Source organism: Clostridium manihotivorum (genome assembly GCF_004015185.1).
In the GTDB taxonomy this organism is placed as follows: Bacteria; Bacillota; Clostridia; order Clostridiales; family Clostridiaceae; genus Clostridium_AR; species Clostridium_AR manihotivorum.
In genome coordinates this window covers 2,691,419-2,710,434 of sequence record NZ_CP025746.1, presented here as the reverse complement: position 1 = coordinate 2,710,434, position 19,016 = coordinate 2,691,419, and the positions used below count along the sequence as shown (strand labels likewise).

The 19,016-nt window shown below is 31.1% G+C and carries 21 protein-coding genes and 1 pseudogene; 6 read left to right on the top strand and 16 right to left on the bottom strand.

What is annotated here, in order from left to right:
- Positions 1-234: 234 nt before the first annotated feature.
- Entirely contained in the window at positions 235-1,347 is a 1,113-nt protein-coding gene (locus tag C1I91_RS12225; protein ID WP_128213133.1) for a glycosyltransferase family 4 protein, read from the bottom strand.
- Positions 1,348-1,599: 252 nt separating this feature from the next.
- Positions 1,600-1,950 (bottom strand): winged helix-turn-helix transcriptional regulator, encoded by a 351-nt coding sequence (locus C1I91_RS12220; protein ID WP_128213132.1) that lies wholly within the window; start codon positions 1,948-1,950, stop codon positions 1,600-1,602.
- A 127-nt stretch (positions 1,951-2,077) separates the two neighbouring features.
- On the opposite strand from C1I91_RS12220, the gene C1I91_RS12215 reads away from it, so the two are divergent.
- Positions 2,078-2,827, top strand: coding sequence for an alpha/beta fold hydrolase (locus C1I91_RS12215; protein ID WP_128213131.1), 750 nt, complete (start codon positions 2,078-2,080; stop codon positions 2,825-2,827).
- A gap of 157 nt (positions 2,828-2,984) precedes the next feature.
- Positions 2,985-3,923, top strand: a complete 939-nt coding sequence (locus C1I91_RS12210; RefSeq protein WP_128213130.1) for a metallophosphoesterase — start codon at positions 2,985-2,987, stop codon at positions 3,921-3,923.
- A gap of 455 nt (positions 3,924-4,378) precedes the next feature.
- Here C1I91_RS12210 and C1I91_RS12205 read toward each other — a convergent pair whose 3' ends face one another.
- Positions 4,379-4,612, bottom strand: a complete 234-nt coding sequence (locus C1I91_RS12205) for a hypothetical protein (protein ID WP_128213129.1) — start codon at positions 4,610-4,612, stop codon at positions 4,379-4,381.
- 664 nt (positions 4,613-5,276) lie between these two features.
- Between C1I91_RS12205 and C1I91_RS12200 the strand changes: the two are divergent.
- The 4 genes and pseudogenes from C1I91_RS12200 (at position 5,277) to C1I91_RS12185 (ending at position 8,450) form a co-directional block, all read left to right on the top strand.
- A pseudogene (locus C1I91_RS12200) lies at positions 5,277-6,480 on the top strand (IS701 family transposase).
- A gap of 142 nt (positions 6,481-6,622) precedes the next feature.
- On the top strand, positions 6,623-6,970 hold the full coding sequence (locus C1I91_RS12195) for a MerR family transcriptional regulator (protein WP_128213128.1): 348 nt from the start codon (positions 6,623-6,625) through the stop codon (positions 6,968-6,970).
- A 35-nt stretch (positions 6,971-7,005) separates the two neighbouring features.
- Positions 7,006-7,791: an amidohydrolase family protein gene (locus C1I91_RS12190; RefSeq protein ID WP_128213127.1), complete on the top strand. Its 786-nt coding sequence runs from the start codon at positions 7,006-7,008 to the stop codon at positions 7,789-7,791.
- A 170-nt stretch (positions 7,792-7,961) separates the two neighbouring features.
- Positions 7,962-8,450 (top strand): GNAT family N-acetyltransferase, encoded by a 489-nt coding sequence (locus C1I91_RS12185; RefSeq protein ID WP_128213126.1) that lies wholly within the window; start codon positions 7,962-7,964, stop codon positions 8,448-8,450.
- A 116-nt stretch (positions 8,451-8,566) separates the two neighbouring features.
- Here the strand turns inward: C1I91_RS12185 and C1I91_RS28155 are convergent, their stop codons facing one another.
- The 13 genes from C1I91_RS28155 to C1I91_RS12125 all read right to left on the bottom strand — a co-directional run bounded on the left by C1I91_RS28155 (position 8,567) and on the right by C1I91_RS12125 (position 18,982).
- The gene (locus C1I91_RS28155) at positions 8,567-8,722 is read right to left on the bottom strand and encodes a hypothetical protein (RefSeq protein WP_164880515.1); all 156 of its coding nucleotides are present in this window, start codon (positions 8,720-8,722) and stop codon (positions 8,567-8,569) included.
- On the bottom strand, positions 8,685-10,235 hold the full coding sequence (locus tag C1I91_RS12180; protein ID WP_128213125.1) for an ABC-F family ATP-binding cassette domain-containing protein: 1,551 nt from the start codon (positions 10,233-10,235) through the stop codon (positions 8,685-8,687). The genes C1I91_RS28155 and C1I91_RS12180 overlap by 38 nt, the downstream gene beginning before the upstream one ends.
- Positions 10,236-10,498: 263 nt before the next feature.
- Positions 10,499-10,774 (bottom strand): CD3324 family protein, encoded by a 276-nt coding sequence (locus tag C1I91_RS12175; RefSeq protein WP_128213124.1) that lies wholly within the window; start codon positions 10,772-10,774, stop codon positions 10,499-10,501.
- 418 nt (positions 10,775-11,192) lie between these two features.
- Entirely contained in the window at positions 11,193-11,876 is a 684-nt protein-coding gene (locus C1I91_RS12170; RefSeq protein ID WP_128213123.1) for a 5'-methylthioadenosine/adenosylhomocysteine nucleosidase, read from the bottom strand.
- 316 nt (positions 11,877-12,192) lie between these two features.
- Entirely contained in the window at positions 12,193-12,381 is a 189-nt protein-coding gene (locus tag C1I91_RS12165; RefSeq protein ID WP_128213122.1) for a hypothetical protein, read from the bottom strand.
- Between the two features lie 196 nt (positions 12,382-12,577).
- Positions 12,578-13,033, bottom strand: a complete 456-nt coding sequence (locus tag C1I91_RS12160; protein WP_128213121.1) for a GNAT family N-acetyltransferase — start codon at positions 13,031-13,033, stop codon at positions 12,578-12,580.
- 46 nt (positions 13,034-13,079) lie between these two features.
- Entirely contained in the window at positions 13,080-13,940 is an 861-nt protein-coding gene (locus C1I91_RS12155; RefSeq protein WP_128213120.1) for a metallophosphoesterase family protein, read from the bottom strand.
- 115 nt (positions 13,941-14,055) lie between these two features.
- A complete protein-coding gene (locus C1I91_RS12150) occupies positions 14,056-14,460 on the bottom strand; it encodes a hypothetical protein (protein ID WP_128213119.1) in 405 nt (134 codons plus the stop codon).
- Between the two features lie 518 nt (positions 14,461-14,978).
- A complete protein-coding gene (locus C1I91_RS12145; protein ID WP_128213118.1) occupies positions 14,979-16,013 on the bottom strand; it encodes a helix-turn-helix domain-containing protein in 1,035 nt (344 codons plus the stop codon).
- A gap of 249 nt (positions 16,014-16,262) precedes the next feature.
- Complete coding sequence (locus C1I91_RS12140; protein ID WP_128213117.1) at positions 16,263-16,730, bottom strand: GNAT family N-acetyltransferase; 468 nt, start codon at positions 16,728-16,730, stop codon at positions 16,263-16,265.
- Positions 16,731-16,881: 151 nt separating this feature from the next.
- The gene (locus C1I91_RS12135; protein WP_128213116.1) at positions 16,882-17,337 is read right to left on the bottom strand and encodes an HIT family protein; all 456 of its coding nucleotides are present in this window, start codon (positions 17,335-17,337) and stop codon (positions 16,882-16,884) included.
- Between the two features lie 163 nt (positions 17,338-17,500).
- Positions 17,501-18,004, bottom strand: a complete 504-nt coding sequence (locus tag C1I91_RS12130; protein WP_128213115.1) for a kinase — start codon at positions 18,002-18,004, stop codon at positions 17,501-17,503.
- Between the two features lie 423 nt (positions 18,005-18,427).
- Entirely contained in the window at positions 18,428-18,982 is a 555-nt protein-coding gene (locus C1I91_RS12125; protein ID WP_128213114.1) for a GNAT family N-acetyltransferase, read from the bottom strand.
- Positions 18,983-19,016: the final 34 nt, after the last annotated feature.

The window sequence follows — 19,016 nt, the reverse complement described above, 5'->3', positions numbered from 1 at the left end:
TAAAGCAAAAGGGGAGAGATAACCTCTCACCTAATTCCTTGCTAATCTTTATAATTTGTAAGGAAAATAAAAAACAAACAAGGATTCAAACACCTGTATTCATTATACCAATATACTTTTGATTTTTATAGTGTGAATACTTTCCATCCTAAGTATTATAGGAATTATGACTAAATAGACTTGATTAAAAAGATTAATAAACCTCTCTTTCTTAGTCAAACTTCCATATACCTACTATAAAACTTTCTCATAAGTACTAATAAGCTCTTGTATTATTCTATCCCAGGACTTACTTTTAATGTATTCCAAGGCATTAGCAATGAGATATTTCCTAAAAGATTGATTTTCTATAAGCTCTTCCATGCAGTCATATAGTTCCTTATGGTCCTTTGGCTTAAACTTAATACCAGTATTCCTATTATCTATAATCTCTCCTACTCCTCCTGCATCTGCTCCAATTACTACAAGTCCAGAAGCCATGGCTTCTAGTACCACATTACCGAAAGTTTCTGTAGATGATGGACAAACGAAAATATCACTGGAGGCATATAGCTCTGAAAGTTCCCTACCCTTTTTAAATCCTGTAAATATAGTATCTTCTGAGAACATATTTTTACATTTATCTAGATAAGGTCCATCTCCTGTAAGGATTAAGGCTACTTCATCTTGGTATTTTTCTTTTATTGCTTTGTAGCTATCACTTAACACATCCAAGTCTTTCTCAAAAGAAATTCTGCCTACATATAAGAATACTGTTTTTCCTTCAATCCCTAAACTTTTTCTAAGCTCCTCATTTCTGTAATCAGGGTTAAAGCTTTCTACTTCTACTCCTCTTGAGAATATTTTAGTTTTACTAATACCATTATCATTCAATATTCTTTCAGTTTCCTTTGATGGACAGGTTGTTATATTATTTTGATTATGAAACCACCTCATGTAGTTCCATATGCTTTCTTTCAAAAATTCTAAATTGTAATACTCTGTGTACTGTGAGAAATTAGTAGTATAGTTAGAGATGGTGGGGATGTTGTGCTTTTTACCAAAATTCAATCCAGCTACTCCCATACTGAACTCTGTCATGTTATGGATGATATCTGGCTTAAACTGAAGCAATGCTTTAGATACCCTAAATATATTGGGAAATGCTACCCTGCATTCAGGATATAAAAACAAACTAAGGCTATAAAATCTTTCAATATTACTATCTGTACTGTTAGCATCATACTTAGGTGCAAACACCATATACTCTATATTTTTCTCATTAAAGTATTTAATGAGCTTATCTAAAGTATTGGTAACTCCATTTATTTGTGGTGAAAAAGTGTCAGAAAACAATGCAACTTTCATTGAAATCTCCTTGTAAAAGTAGCATACAATAATGATTTACAAGAAAATACTATAACAACTATATAAACTCTATATTATTATAAGGTAAAATATCAGTTAATTTCCTTAGGCTAATACTCTTCTGATAAAGCCTTTTACAATATGTCTATGCCTTATTCTCTAACTTAATTTAGCAAAAGAAGGCTCTTATTCAATCTTTTAATGCATGAATAATACCATTTAGAAAAATTTAATTTATCTTTAAATAAGTATTTATACGCTTTCTTTATAATAATCCTCCCCCCACTTACACATTGAACTAAAAACAGGCATTAATTTTTCTCCTAGATCAGTCAATGAGTATTCAACCTTTGGAGGAACTTGTGCGTAAACCTTTCTATTAATTAACTTATCAGCTTCTAACTCTCTTAATTGCTGGGTTAATATCTTTTGTGTCACCTTTGGAATAAGTTTCTTTAATTCACTAAATCTCTTTGTACCTTTGTTTCCCAAATACCATAGAATAAGTGGTTTCCACTTTCCACCTATTAAGTCCACTGCTATCTCAAAGGTACATGTATATTCTTTATTTCTTATTGTCATAATATTTTCACTTATACTCATTATAAACTCCCTTTCCTTAGTATCCTTTTAGAAACCATAAAACTAAAAAGTACCTACTTTTAGTAACCTAATTCATTGATTATAATAGTATCACAACCAAAATTCACCAGCAATAAAGGAGCTAATTATGGAAGGAAATTTAATAAAAAAGACAGTAGATAACAATGGAGTTGAAATCGAATATTATGTTAATAACAAAGTTAATGACAAAGCCACAGTAATAATATCTATGGGTGTATGGGAGCCTGCTGCAAGAGCATTACCATTAATAAGCAGACTTTTAGGCAGACATTGTATAGCAATTAGTTACAGAGGTCGTGGTAGCAGTAGTACTCCAATATCAGGTTTTGATTGGCTTCAACATTCCTCTGACCTCAGTTCAGTATTAAAAAATGAGATAACCAATAGGCCTGTATTTTTAGGATTTTCTAAAGGAGTTTCATATATGCTTGGCTATATTTCCTCTAACTTAAGTGAGCCTAGTGGAATAATTATAATTGATTATCCTGCCATACACTGTAAAGCTGCAAAAGGATATGCTCAATTTTGGAGTAATACTGAGTATAATGGCTCAAAGATGGGAAGTTATATTACTAGTCATGCCTTAGAAGGCATAGAAAGCGAATCTACCTACAAGGAATTTTATACGGCACTAAGTAAAATAAAATGTCCTGTATTAATATTAAGAGGGACAAACCCTGATTCCTCTATACCTTCTAATTTAACTGATGAAGATATCTTTAAATATAAAGATTCTATAAAAAATTTAGAGATTATTGAATTCCATTATAGCGGTCATATGATTCTTGATGAAGAGTTAGGTAAGACCTGCAAGTATATTGACAATTTCCTTAAGTTAGTGGATAGTAATAAATAAAAGTATTAATAAAAAGGATATATAAAACATATAAAAGAAGTATAATTGTACAGATATTTGCCAAATAATTTAAATATATTCTTATTAGAATGGGTAGATTAACAATTGGCCATCGATTATTAGAAGAAAATTTTATTTATCCTTAGAGAGGTGTACTATGATAGCTGAAAAGAGGCTAGCTGAAAAAAGATTAACAGAAGCTTATAAAAATGCCAAAGTAGAATACTTTGATAAAAACTCTAAATATATATTTTTTAGTGATTGTCATAGAGGCGATTGTACACCCTCCGATGAATTCGCAAAAAATCAAAATATCTTTTTATTCGCCTTGGAGCACTATTATAGAAATGGCTTTACTTATGTAGAACTAGGCGATGGAGACGAACTTTGGGAACACTCCAACTTTAAACATATAAGATTAGCTCATGATGAAGTATATACTCTATTAAAGAAATATTTTGATGATAATAGATTTATCATGCTATATGGAAACCACAATATACATTTAAAATATAAGGACTTTGTTGAGAAAAATTTTTATAAATTCTATGATGAGTATAACGAGGAAGAGATAGAATTATTTCCTGGATTAACTCCATATGAAGCAGTAGTTTTTAAGCAGAAATATACAGGTCAAGAAATACTAGCTGTCCACGGTCATCAAGGTGATAGAATGAACGATAGACTATGGCATTTTAACATGATAACAGTAAGATACTTTTGGAAATTTCTTCACTCTGTTGGCTTTATAAATCCTGCAAGTCCTGTGAAAAACGCAGAGAAAATTCATAAAATCGAACGTATTTATGGAAATTGGATAAAAAAGAATAAAACCATGATTATCTGTGGCCATACTCATAGGCCACACTTTCCAAAGGCCCATGAACTACCTTATTTTAATGACGGTTCCTGTGTTAGAGCAAGTGGAATACAGGGGATTGAAATAGAAGACGGAAAAATACAGCTGATTGAATGGAGAATAAGAACAGACGAATCCGGTGATCTTCATATCAAGCGAAAGGTATTGAGAGGACCTGAACCAATAGAAAACTTTGATTTAAGAAATAAAGAAATCGATAGAGAAACTTATTTATAGATTTATTTTAAAAAGCTCCTTTAAGAACCAAAAGGAGCTTCAAAATATATTCCGAATTGAAGTGATCTTTATATGGTTACAACTTCAACTATTAAGTTAGGCATGTCGCAAAAATCATCAGAACCAGAAATTTTCGAACATGCATAAATTAAGTTTTCGTAATTGGACCCTATGTGAAGTTATTGCAGGATAATAATCAAAGATTTATTGAAAGAAAAATTTTTGCAAAGTTTAATAAGTAAGGGCATGAATAAAATACTTTTTTATTTATGCCCTCTATCCTTGCTTATGTTTAAAATTGTTAAATTTAATTGGTTTTGAAGGTTCTGCTATACTAGTGGGCTATCAAAATCAAGTAATTTTTTCACCATACTCCTTTTCTAAAGGTATGCTAAAAAATTATAATAGGTTATATACTCTCTTCTTAATTCACTGGAATTATGTGCTTCCCCCTTCTACTTTTCTGCGTTTTTAGTATACCAATTGTCAGCAATTCTTACAGCTATAGTATTTAAAATGAAGACAAGCACTAATATTATAGCAAAGTTAATTGCAGTGTCTGATGAAAGTAGTTTCTTCCCAGTTAATCCCAAAAACTCACTTATTATATTTCCCCCAATGAAGGCAATAGCGAAGGCTCCAAATTCAAGTCTTCTTCTTATTTTTCTGTATTTTTCATGTATGTTCATAAACTCCTCCAATATATTAATTTATAATATCTTTACTTATTTAGGAAATATTAAACCTTAAAGCTAAACTTATACCCTACTATAGAAGGCTATTCTGTTAAAATCACTAGGCTTAGCTAGTAAAAAGCTTTGTAATTTACTATGGAAAAGATAAGTTTTTTATTATACTTTGTGTGAGTTTTACCATCAAGTAGAATTACCTTAAAGTAAAAGCCTTATAGCTACAAGTAAAATTCAATAAAGTTGTAAGTAGGTCTCGTTTATTTTCTAAATATTTCCAAGGAAATTTCAATTACTATTTAGATTTTAAGTTTAAATATATACCATAATATAACAATGATGTATAGTAATTATATCATCTACTGAATCACGATGTACATATAGCTTTAACCTTTATTAGAACATTTATATTTTCATATATATGCATTTTTTACTTTGTTATTATCATTAATTTAAGCATATTATACTCTCCAAGCATGATACTATCATAACCGATAGGTTTAAATTGAATAAATGTTATAATCAGTATAATAATTTTTATATCTATAATAGTGCAAAAACACTTGAATAATTTTACAACTAAATAAAATAAAAAAACATTTATGCTAAATCTTTGTTATAATTGAGTTCCCACACAACAACTACAGCAAGGAGATTTGCATAAATGTTTCAGAACACAATTATATCAGATGAGTTATCAATACACAAATTCTTTAAACAACTAAATTTTGATTTATACCTAACAAAACCACAACTAAAGCATCTAGAGAGCATTGTAAATGCTATGCTATCAAAAGGCTATAAAGGGAAAATGTCCGATATAGCGGAGCTTGCTTCGCAAAGGCATCGAACCAGTATTACTAGATTTCTAGCAAGCAGTTCATGGAATGAAGATTTTTTAATTAAAGCCTTAAAAAAATTAGTTGTAGAATTAATTTGGAGCAAATCTAAAGAAACTAACAAACCAATATACTTTATCATAGATGATACTATTTCTGAAAAAAACTAAGCCCTCGTCAAAGGCTAAAAATATTATTGAAAAATGTTCTTTTCATAATTCTCATCTCAAAGGTAAAACAGTGTACGGTCATCAAATTTTAGTTTCATTGCTTTCTTGTGATGGTTTGGTACTTCCTTATTCAATAGACATTTACGATAAGGATTTTATGAGTAAAATAGAACTAACTCAAAAGTTAGTTGAATCACTACCTAAACCTGAAAATAAAGGCTATGTGTTGTGTGATAGTTGGTATAGTTGTAAAGCTATTTTTAATAGTTCCGAAAAAGCTGGTTACAGCTACATAGGAGCTATAAAAACTAATAGAGTAATTTATCCTAAAGGACATGAAAGGCTCGGAGTAAAACTTCATAAATTTGCAACAACACTCGATATAGATGACTTTGACCTTGTCACAGTTAAAGATCAAGAATACTATATTTATAGCTATATTGGAGATTTGAAGGATAGAAAAAATGTTACCATTATTTTAAGCTATCCTAAAGATTCCTTCCATAAAGACGGTTCACTAAAAACATTTATAGCATTGGATAACTCTTTAGTTCCCTTAGATATTTTAACTCAATATACTGACCGATGGGCGATTGAGCCATTTTTTAGAGATTGTAAAACTTACTTAGGACTAGACGGATATCAAGTAAGAAGTGAAAAGAGTATCAATAGATATCTTGCAATAATGACTATAAATTATACTTACTGCAAATTATACTCTAATGAATCATATCACTTTAATACTGGATATAAATCAGCCAAGAAAGCTCTAATAAAATCTAAAATAACATATATCTACGAAGCTGCCGCTACCGGAAAGTCACTAGAAGAAATTTTTAAAACATTAAAAATAGCTTAGTTAATCTTTTGGTTATTTAACTGTAAAATTATTCAAGTAAAAACGCACTATTATAGTTATATTAATTTTTCAGATCAAAAAGCTTGACATTAACACCAATGTCATACTTTAAAATATTCATTAGAAGAGAGGTATATCGAAATTGAATATTAGTAAATTGTCTAGTAAAACCGGTGCAAGTGTTCGTTCACTGCGCTACTATGAGTCAAAGGGACTTTTGAAATGTGAGAGATTAGAAAATGGTTATCGTGATTTTCATGATTCTATGATTGAAAGAGTAAAAACAATTCAAACTTATTTATCACTTGGATTAAATACCGATGAGATTGGCCAGATTATTGAATGTCCTGTATCAATGATTAACAAACAGCCACTTTGTGACAAAGCTTTGAATGCTTACAAAATTAAATTATCAGAAGTTGAAAGTCAGATTGAGATACTACAGAAGCTTAAATTACAGTTACAAAGAACAATATCCGATTTCGAATAACCTAACTTGAATATACTTAAAGAGAGGTTATAAATATGATTATCGACAGTCACCAACATGTTATTGTTCCCACTGAAAAACAATTAGCTTTGATGAGCGAAGCAGGTATTGATAAAACAATACTATTTTCAACATCAGTTCACCCAGAAACCACAAATGATTTAGAATCCTTTGAGAAGGAAATGGAAGCTTTAAATGGAATAGTATCCGGCAAACAAAACGCCATTGAGTCTAAAATAAAATCAATTGAAGAACTGGCTGGAGTTATCGAGAAAAACCCAACAAAATTCATGGGATTTGGATCAGTTCCACTAGGATTATCCCAAGATGCAACTTCAAGCTGGATTGAGGATAAAGTTATAAGGAATAAATTTCTAGGACTTGGTGAATTCACCTTAGCTCCAGGTCAGGTTCAGCTATTAAAACCAATTTTTTCAGCTGCTAAAGATTTTAACAATCTTCCTTTATGGATTCATACATTTTCACCCTTAGCTATAGATGACATAAAAGCCATTTCACTACTTGCTAAACAGTTTCCAGAAGTTCCAGTTATATTGGGACACTTAGGCGGTGCTAATTGGTTAGAAACCATCAAATTAGCTAAGGAAAGTAAAAATTTATTTTTAGATTTATCAGCGACATTTTCAACCCTTGTGGTTTCACTTGCTATAAAGACTCTACCAGAACGTACCTTGTTTAGCTCAGATGCTCCATATGGTAATCCATTAATCTGCAGAGAAACCATTGAAAGTGTAACTAATGATAGTCACGTTAAAGATCAAGTTCTTGGATTAAATATTGCTGAACTATTAGATTTATAATTTTTATTTCTATACTTAGATAAGTGAAAAGGCAATACTGTTAATATAGCATTTACTTTATTGTTCTTTTTGCCCTTACATAATTATTAATTTAAGTCCAGCATATTACCAAGTAAGGCTAACTTTAAACAACCGATTCATATACATTATATAGAAAGGGAGGATTAGGTTTGGATATAGTAAATGTAACCCATAATAATATAGATATCTTTTCTAAGGTCTTAAAAGACTCTGCTACATGGCTTAACTCTATAAAGCAACCTATGTGGAAATACGAAGATATAACAAGTGAACAATTACTAAAGAAATATCGTATGGAAGATATGAAATTATGCTATGAAAAAGGAAACTTAATTGGAGTATACGTTTTGCAATGGTATGACCCGCTATTTTGGGCAAGCTTAAAGGAAAATGAATGTGGAATACTACACAAATTAGCTGTATGCAGAGATAATGCCAAGAAAGGTGATGGTAGTAAACTAATACAAGCTGCTGAATTAATGTGCAAAGAGCGTAATATTAAATGGTTGAGATTGAACTGTGGTACATTTAGAGATCGCCTTAGAAACTTTTATGAATGTAATGGCTTTAAGATGGTAGACAGGGTATTTATTGATAATAGGGATCAAATTAGATATGAAAAATTTTTAAAACCTTAGTAAGTAAATAGCTTGCTAAAGCTACCTTTTTAGCGATTTTTTTGTCCATCTAACTTCCCGAATATAAACTAGTAAAATCTGGGTGGATACTAAATTTTCTTCTTTTACTGTATGTCTCAAAAAGCCGTACTTATATCATAGCTAGGTTTAGCTAAATCAAAGTTTTTACCATGCTCATAAGGCAAAAAAGCCAAGTTAAGGGAAGCCCTATGGTTTCCCTTAAAAATTGCTTCACTATCCTCTAGTTGCCCATTCTTCACAGTTCCACACATCAGTAGCAACCTCCTTGTAGAATTCAGGCTCATGGCAAACTAAGATTATACTGCCGTCATACTCTTTTAAAGCACGCTTAAGTTCATTCTTTGCGTAGATATCTAAATGATTTGTAGGTTCGTCTAACACTAATATATTGGTAGGTTCATTTATTAGCTTGCATAATCTAACTTTAGCCTGCTCTCCTCCACTCAATATATTAATTGGGCTGTCTATATGCTGTCTCGTTAGTCCACATCTTGCAAGTGCTTTTCTAACTTCTGTTTGGGTAAAGTCTGGGAACTGATTCCAAACTTCATTTAACACTTGTGTAGTATTTTCTTCTGCAAGTTCCTGCTGAAAATATCCTACCTTTTTATAATCACTTATTCTAACTTCTCCATCTATAGGATCTAGTAAACCAAGTAAGCTTTTCAGTAGCGTTGTCTTTCCTAACCCATTAGCTCCTATTATTGCAATTTTTTCTCCTCTTTTCATTTTCAAATTGAGAGGTTTGCTTAATGGGCTGTCGTACCCTATAACTAAGTTCTTGGTTTGAAATACTACACTTTCAGGAAGTCTTAAGGTTTTAAAAGCAAAGTAAGGCTTTATTATATCCTTTTGTATTTCTATTCTTTCAATCTTATCAAGCTTCTTTTCTCTTGATTTAGCTTGTTTAGCAGTTGCTGTTCTCACCTTATTCTTTCTTATATACTCCTCAAGTTTTTCTATTTCCCTTTGCTGTTCCTTATACTCAATAAGCCTTTGCTCTTTCCTTATTTCATATAGTCTTAGAAAACATTCATAGTTTCCCTCGTATCTTGATAGAGTCTTGTGTTCAAGATGATAAACTACATTCACCACACTATTTAAGAAACTATTATCATGGGATATTAATATAAATGCGTTTTTATAGTTTATTAAATATTCTTTTAGCCATTGTATATGTTCTTCATCTAGATGATTGGTTGGCTCATCTAATAACAAAATATCTGGCTTTTGTAAAAGTAGTTTAACCAGCAAAACTTTAGTTCTCTGGCCTCCGCTTAAAGCTGAAACCTCTTTATCTAAAAGCTCCTTTATTCCTAATCCAGCTGAGGTTGCCTGTATTTTAGAGGAAATACTATAGAAATCACTTTTATCTAAAGTCTCCTGAAGAACAGCGATTTTGCTTAGAGCTTTATTCATTTCCTCTTCATCCATATTGCCAAGCTTTATATATAAATCATTAATCTTATTTTCTACCTCAAACAGATTAGCAAAAGCTTCCTTTAAAAATTCCAATGCAGTTATGCCTTCCTTTAAGTCCACAAGTTGATCTATATATCCAATGGTATATTTCTTATTCCAATCAATAGTGCCGCTGTCTGGCAAAATCTGATTTGTAATAAGCTTCATAAAGGTTGACTTACCCTCGCCATTGGCACCCACAAGGCCTATATGCTCACCTTTCAATAGTCTAAAAGATACATTATTAAATAATATTCTATCACCAAAGGAATGGCTCATGTTTTCAATGTTTAAAATACTCATATCTTACCACCTCATTGTATCCCATAACACCATGATATCATCACCTAGATTAAAGCCCAAGTTCATAAATAATTCTGTAATGTTTGTAACCGGAGAAAGCTTTAAAAAAAGTTACTTAAGCTGCTGCTAGGCCTTTTGATTAGTAGGTTTATCTGGCTAAAGCTCTTGTACTTTTTGAGAGCTTTAGCATTCATGGCATATTCGAAGACAGCAAAAAGACATACTTTTCATAGCTATAACTGCGAAAAATATGTCTTATATCATTAATCATAATTTTTTTGCTTCCTAATTATTCTTCTAATACTGCTCTCTGTTAAGAAATACTGTTCAGCCAATATTTTAACAGCCACTCCAGAAGAGTACTTATTAAATATTTCTTTATCTCTATTTTTAAGATAAATTTTAGTTTCAGTATTTTCTCCCCAGGACTTTTTGTTTTCATCTTTTCTAGGTATATAGATATATCCACCATCAATATAATTTTGAAGAAGCTCAATTATATTGTGGGGCAATATATTTTCTGCTTTTTCATATTTCATCTTCTCTTCGCTCCAATCTACATTTAGTTTCTAAATGAAGATGCAAAGATTTATCCAAATATGAAAAACTCAATATTTAAATATTGGCTCCAGGCAAAAGTTTTTCATATATCAAATCTTTGCATGGAGCTTACTACTATGACTAAAAACATCTTAAATCACTTCCTTTTTTATTCAACATTATACCATTTAAGTAAGTTATGTCAATTTTATTATATATTATTTCTGTGCCGATAAAGAATAATTCTAAAATTAAGTGTCTGTTACTATAGTGATCTAGTTAAAATCCTTCATTCATGTAAAAGCTTTTTATCTGCTAATTGAAAGCAATATCATTAGACTTGCCTCTAAATTATTATATGCACAAAAGTCAATCTCATTATCACTTAAAGCTTAATAAATCCATAATATCTACTCTCTAAATTTTCTCGATTAATTTTTCTAATACCTCAATAGAATTCTTTGCAACAGATACGCAGTTATTTTCAAAGGCTTCTGTTCCACTCTCATCTGCAGTGTCAGTTATTGACCTTATAGCTAAAAATGGAATCTTATTAACATAACACACATGTGCAATACTTGCTGTTTCCATGTCTACACATAGTGGGTTATATTTTTTAATTATATCCTCTCGCCCACTATCACTTATAAATGCTTCACCAGTAACAATTCTTCCAAATAGTACTTTTTGCTTAAACTCACTCTCTTCTACCACTTTTTTGCATACATAGACTAAGGTATTATCAGCTTTAAAATATATATTATCCATCCAAGGATGATACTCTGTTAATATACCAGCCTCAACATCATGATATGCAATTTCTGTTGAAATGACAGTATCTCCAACCTTCAATACACTATCAATGCCTCCTGCAACACCAGTTACCATAACATGGGTGATATTAAACTTGTCTATAAGTATTTGAGTTGCAATAGCTGCATTGACCTTGCAAACACCGCAGTAAAGTGCTACCACATCTTTATTGTCATATTTACCGCTATAAAACTTTAACATTGCATAGGCTTTTACCTTTTTACTATGTATTTTATCAATGAAAGGTACTATCTCATTTTCCGATGGGCCTATAATTCCTATTCTCATAAATTCACTTCCTCTTATAACTTTTTGCTGACATTATTTAGTGTATCTATGCATAGTTAAATGCCTATAGATTGAAAAATTCTAAAATGTATAATTAAAATACTTCTGCCTATCTTGTATATAGTTTTGGCTCCCTATATGTATGTGTTAAATAAATGTTGTTATTATCTTCATATATAAATTCTAATTATTATGGCCCACTTTATTTCAAACACAATACTTTAAGAGAACCTAAAATAAAAACAGAAAGCCAAATTTCAAAAAATATAGACTCCCTGTTAAGACATAAGGTACTAATAAGCTTTATATTCTGGTTTTATCTAGTGTAAGAACTTTGCCTTTTTATTAAGCAATAACCATAATATATTAGACCCACTGTAATGAATGATATTGCCATACCCTCAAAGTATCCTTTAGTAAAATCAGTCATATTCTTAAAAATAAGGCTAACAAAAAGACTAAATGCACCGATTGGCACGCATATTTTAAAAAATCTTTTTCTCATATTGCCCACCTCTTAAAATTTTTCCTACCATACTTATATTTATATATATGTTTTATTATACTACACCGAAAGCATATTATATACTTTTCTAATAAATATAATATACCTAAGAAAGATATCTTTCCTTACACAATGATGGAATATTTTATAAGTCATTAAGGAATATTCAATAAGTTTAGTATAAAAACGTCATAAGTTACTTTAAGCTTAAACTATATAACAATTCATCATCGATTATTCTACCTGTAGCCTTGAAGTTAAAGCTCTCATAAAGTTTTTTGCCAATTTGATTTTCTGGATCAAAGGATAAAAAAATCTCATTACAATCCTTAAAGCTTTTCATTTCTTCAATGACTTTTCCTAGTGCTTTCCTGCCATAACCTTTTCCCTGATATTTGTGATCTATCATAATCCTACATATCTCATAAAAATTATTTTCATAACAAAAACCATACATTGTGAACCCAATCATAGTATCTTCATCATATATTGCCTTTGTAATCCACCCTTTTTGAATTTTTGATTGGGCAATTGATAAAGCATTTGAAGCAACAAATTCCTCACAAATAAAATGCTTTCCTTCTTTATTAGTAGTTAACATAATGCATTGCTCCCAATTCTGGTTATCAATATCCTTTAAATATATACTCATATTTCCCCCTATATCCATCCATCTGATATGCACTGCTTCACTAATTCTATAAGCCTATTAATTCATTTACTGCCTGTTTCCAATACCTTTCAGGTATATCAGGCCAAACGCAATCACCAGTTTCCTCTACGCATAAATTCACTGCTCTTGATAAAACTTTTCCATGAGATATATTACCTCCACGGAGAATATTTTCAGTTACCAAGCACCAATAGGGTGCATGTTCATTGAGCTTAACTTCATGAAGCTCTCTGATTGCCCGTAAATAGTCATATTCGAGACTAACAAATTCCTCTGACCAGGTTATATCATTGCCATGCAATATTAAGAACTGTGTCTTTCCTTCACTAAAAAGAGGTACTCCTATCGCTCCTGGATTTAGTACAACTTTTTCATTATGTACAATCTTTCTTTGAATATGGGTATGTCCACATAAAATTATGGATGTTTTAGCATTGTTCATGATTTCTATAGTCTTCGCATTATCTGGTAATAGCTTTTCATTTACCTTGTTAGGTGAACCATGACAAAGGGTTATTGCTGGCATATCCTCAACAGTCATCTCCTGTACTGGCTGTAACTGCTCAAAGAAATCCAAATCTTTTGATGTAAGAGCTTTGTATGTATATATTAAAGAACCACTGGCAGAATTGTTATCCTTCCAGCCTTTTTCACCACCAGCACGGTAATTAAGCCAATAATCCTCCTTGTTACCTTTGATGAAGTAACATTTATATTTTTCATTCAATTCATATAATATTTTCATTGTTCTTTCAGGGTATGCTAATTCACCAATATAATCTCCAAGAAAAATAAAGTTACTAATGTTTTTTGAAAATGCATATTCAAGGCAACGCTCTAAAGCTACGTAATTACCATGAATGTCTGATAAAACTGCTATATCCATTTTATACCTCCAAGTTTGAATTATTAGTTTACAATTAAGCATTGAGCTTCAATTTGCTATAATGAAAAAGTCACTGAATTGAGTTTTTTTTGCAAATCTACATTTCTTATTACCATCAAAATAATCTCATTGCTTTTAATAGTTCTACCTCTATTCCAATGCTTACAACATATTCTACTAAAATACTAATAGGCTTTGGTGGTATTAAATCTCCGTCTACACCTGAAATATCTAACATAGGACTTCCATCATCTGATATGCATTGCAAAGTCCATTCATATGGATCCATAACTAAATAATACCTTTCCATATTCATATTTGAAGCTTTAAAATTCTTCACTTTCAATAACCGCTGTAAATGAGCATATTGCTTATCGTTTAGTTTTATACCTTTACTTGTGTAACCTTCCTGAAAATTATCATATGTAATTTCCAGCTCTTTACATAGCATATTTACCTTAAATCCGTAAGCTAATATACCACAATTATCTGCATTAAAAACTGCCTTTACATAATGCATAAAATTCCTCCTAGGATAAATTGAATCTACTTTCTAATCTATATGTTATTTGAAGAAGCACTTCTCTTAGAATATAAAGACCATTGCTATTAGTCCTTATTTTGATTCAGAACCTCATACCTTATTATACCATATATTGAAAATTAACACTTATGTTTGAATCTTTCCATCATATGCCTTTCCCAATTTATATGAAGACAATATGTAAGGATAATAAGCTTTTTTACTTTTCAAACCACCAAACTAATCTAAACCCTTGATATTACTATATTTAGCTAATAAGAATTTTTATACTTTTCTACGAAAAAGTCAGGCTCTTTTTCATTATACTTCTGCTAGGACTTTAGCCTTCATCAGCGATTCCTACGAAAAAGAAAAAATTGCACATCATAATTTATTTGAGATTTAGCCTTCATAGGGATTCCTAGACAGAAAGATAGCCTTAACCAATTAAGATCAACGGTTAAAGCTATTTATTAATTCTATATTTTGAGCTGAGTTATTTGTCAGTTCTGGTTTTATTCCAGTAGAAACTTTATTCTAGGGTCATCTTTTACAAAATCCAATGTTTTATCATTTTTAATTAATTTCTTTACTAGTCTTTCGTATCTATCCTTGCTCCATCTTTTAGTAACCTTCCATTTTCTATGTTTATACAGCTTTGAATCCATACTGTCCATGGTCTCTGCTTCCTTTACCATATTTATAACTAGTTCTATAGCTTTTTCTTTATCTTGTTTTTCTTTCGCTAAATATAAATCTAAGGTGTACTTATGGTATGCTCCTAGTTCAAATACTTCAACTAATTTTTTAGCACGTTCTATATAATCTTCTGCATCACTTGTTTCATTCTCTTTTAGAGCCATCTCTGCCATCAAAAATAAAATGCCAACGGCCTCATGAGCAGTTTTGAATAACATTTGCTCACAAGCATCATAAGCTTCGTCTAGCTTATCCATACTTTCAAGTAACAGTATTTGTTGAAGCTTTTTCCCATAATCCATCTCTAAATCTGGAAGTTTGCGCAGTATTTCTTCAGCTTTTTCGTATTCTTTTCTCTCTCTGTAAATTGCAACTAAAGATATTTTTGCCATAGTAGCTGTTTTCTCATTGCTGTTTGATGCTACAAGCTCAATCCAAGCAATTATTTTTTCTTCATATTTGTCTTTATTATCAATTTGCTGGGGAACTAGAAATAGTCTTAGCATTGAAGCTACTCTTAATATTAATTCATCACAGTTTGAGTATTGCTTAATTAATTCACTACCCATTTCAAAAGCTTTTTCATATCCCTCTTTGGATACCATTTCACTTACGTCTCTTCCGAATTTGTTAACTTCCGCTTCAGTTAACTCCTCATTAAAGGCTAATAAAGTATTAACATCAACTTTTAGAATTCTTGCAAGAGGTGATAGCAGAGTTATGTCTGGATAGGATATTCCATTTTCCCATTTATTCACTGCTGGAGTGCTTATATTTAAATAGTTAGCAACCTGTTCCTGAGTAAGATTTTCTTTTTTCCTGTAATCCCTAATGATCTCACCTATTCTCATAAATTAAACTCCTTTGCTTGTATATGTACTACTTAATTATATATTTTTAGGCTCTCCTCTGAGAAGACAGAAAGGAGTTTTAAAAGTATATTTCGGATGTAAGTATTATATCTTTATCAATAATAACTTAGGCCTTCGTTACCTAAATCATATCAAGATTGTATAACTTAAACAATTGAAGTACTTTCACTTTTCGTTCATAAAAATTAACCATTAGTTAATACATTGCAGGAACTCTCGCATATCTTTTTATAAAAGTTCGCTTCTCTCCATTTTTAAATGCACTACCTTCACATTTCCATCCATCTCTGTACCATCTATTTTAAAGCCACACTTCTTTGTATAAAAATTTATATTCTTCTCTTTATCCGCTGGAGTTATCAAGGTTATTTTCTTCCAATCAGAGTAATAAGCCAGTGTATACTTAATTGCTTGTGCTCCAATCCCTTTGTTTTGGTAATCAGGTACTACACAAAGACATCCTAGATAGTACTCGCCCTCTCCCCTGTTTGCAAATGAAACAGCTCCAACGGGAATATCATCACTGTATATTATAAACTTAGGAGATTTTTCAATAGAAGCTTCCATGTTCTCTTTTGATTTTCCATAGGCAGGACATTCAACATACTTAATATAATCCTCATAAAAGGATTGATTATATATTTCTATTAGCAGTTCTGTATCTTCTTTTTTTGCTTTAATATATTTTAAACTCATAAAACACCTCCAGTTTTATCTAGTTTCTCTTAAGACTTGCCATATATTATGTTCATTTTATAGAACAAATTCAATTATTAAGTTATGCATACCTAAGGTTCATAGCTTCATTATTTTCGAACATGGGTAACTCAAGTTTTCGTAATGTACCCTACAATTGATTTAATTCAAATATAAGTTTTTCTTTCATTTCTTTTAATTCTTCTTCAGTAGGTATTGTTGAATCATCATACATTTTCTCCTGAGGATACCACCAAACAGGTCCTTTTCCATTGATACCATACTGTCCCAAATCATTTTGCCTTCTTGGAAACAGGTGCCAATGCATGTGTGAGTCACCATTACCTAACATTTCGTAATTCATCTTTTCGCAGCCAGTAGCCTTTTGTACAGCTTCTGCTACAATTGACATTTCCTCTAAAAACTTCAATTTAAACTCATTACTCAACATGCTTAATTCTGTTTTATGAACTTTACAAAGAAATAAAGTATAACCTTTAAAAAATTGGTTATCACCGATAACTACATAACCTGTTTCTAGCTCTTTTACAAAGTACTTATTTGTTCCTTCTTTTATCATAGAAATTCTATCGCATATAAAACACATATTTACCTCCATAAATCGTTGTATTTTTTATTATTTAATTAAGTGTCAGTTCGCTATAGATAGTATCGTTAAGTGATAAAGCCCATATTGCCAAATTCCCCTGTCACAATCTAGATGATTCTAGAATTGTTGAAGTTGTCCATCTTGCAATTGTAGTAACTTATTACCTAAGGACATCCTTATATATCAGCTCTACTGTTTCCTCTAAGCTTAATTCTTTATGTATATCTGCCTCTGGAATAATACCTAATAAGTCTTTTTCCTTCCACCATCGCTTCATTTCTTTTTCACCAAATTCATTGGCGTTAGGTTTCTGTTTATGGCGATTTAAGGTTTCCTCAAAAGGTATATCAAAGTAATACGCAAAAACTTTATCATCAAACTCCTCAAGTATGGTTTCAAATAGTTTTCTATACCAGGTTGCATTTAAAATTCCTTCTAAAATTATGATATCGCAGTGCTTCTTTCCATATAGCACAAGATCAATTAATAATTGCACTGCCTCATTGTCAGGACCATCCTTTACAAATAGCATCTCTCTCCTAACTATATCCTGTGGAATTAGCATCGTGCCATGTCCAAATTTCTTTTGTAATTCCTTAGCGGTAGTACTTTTACCGCTTCCAGAATTACCTCTTAATATTATTAATTTTGTATCTTTATTCATACACTGTCCCCATCCTTCTGAGGTATCTTATTTCTATGTGTCATTAGATTTATAGGGTTTCATTACGAAAACTTGAGTTATGACTGTTGGAAAATCACGGGTTCTAGAGATTTTTGCGTCAAGCATTGTTCAATAGTTGAATTTGGATACCTATAGGGAATCTTCATGAAAACTTAATTTATACTTGTTATAAAATAGCATCTTCTGGCGATTTTGCTGCATGTATAAATTGATAGTTGAAGTTGGTGCCCTATAGATTTTATTTAGAACTTATTAGATGGCCTACTTTAATCAGAAATCTATTCTTAAATCTTTTTGACTTCTTATTTTGGGAATACAAATTTTAAGATAAAGTGATTCATATACATAATAGAATTTTAAAGGGACTTAGCTAAGTAGGACTTTCTTTAACTTATACCTTAATTATTTATCCTTCATTGATATCCAATACCTTTGAACTATATTTCCGTTCTCTTCAGTTATCTCATTTTCAAGTACTCCATTATTGGCAAGGATAGTCTTTGCTGAACCTATATTATCTTTATCACAGGTTACTAAAACTTGCTTTATTCCCATATCTCTACACTTTTCAAGAGCCAATTGTAGCATCTTGGTTGCATATCCTTTTCTTCTTTGACTAGGTCTTATTCCATAACCTATATGACCACCTAATCGGAGAAGCTGTTCATTTAAACAGTGTCTTATGCTAACTGCACCTAGCAGACTATTATCTTCATTTACCAAAAAGAAAGTATCCGAAGGTGAAAGGTGTGACGGGCAGGTTTCCCTTTTTTTATGTGCTTCTAAAGTTTCTAACCAGCTACTATATTCAATACAATTCCTTCTTATTTTACCTGGATAGATATGCTCCTTTGTGGCTTCCCATTCTTCCATCATGTCTATATATGCATCCTTATGTTCCATGGAAGGACAAACTAAATAAAGCTTTTCCACTTCTAAATCACTACCTCTCAACATTTCTTAATATCATTTTTTTATCAAGTCACATTAA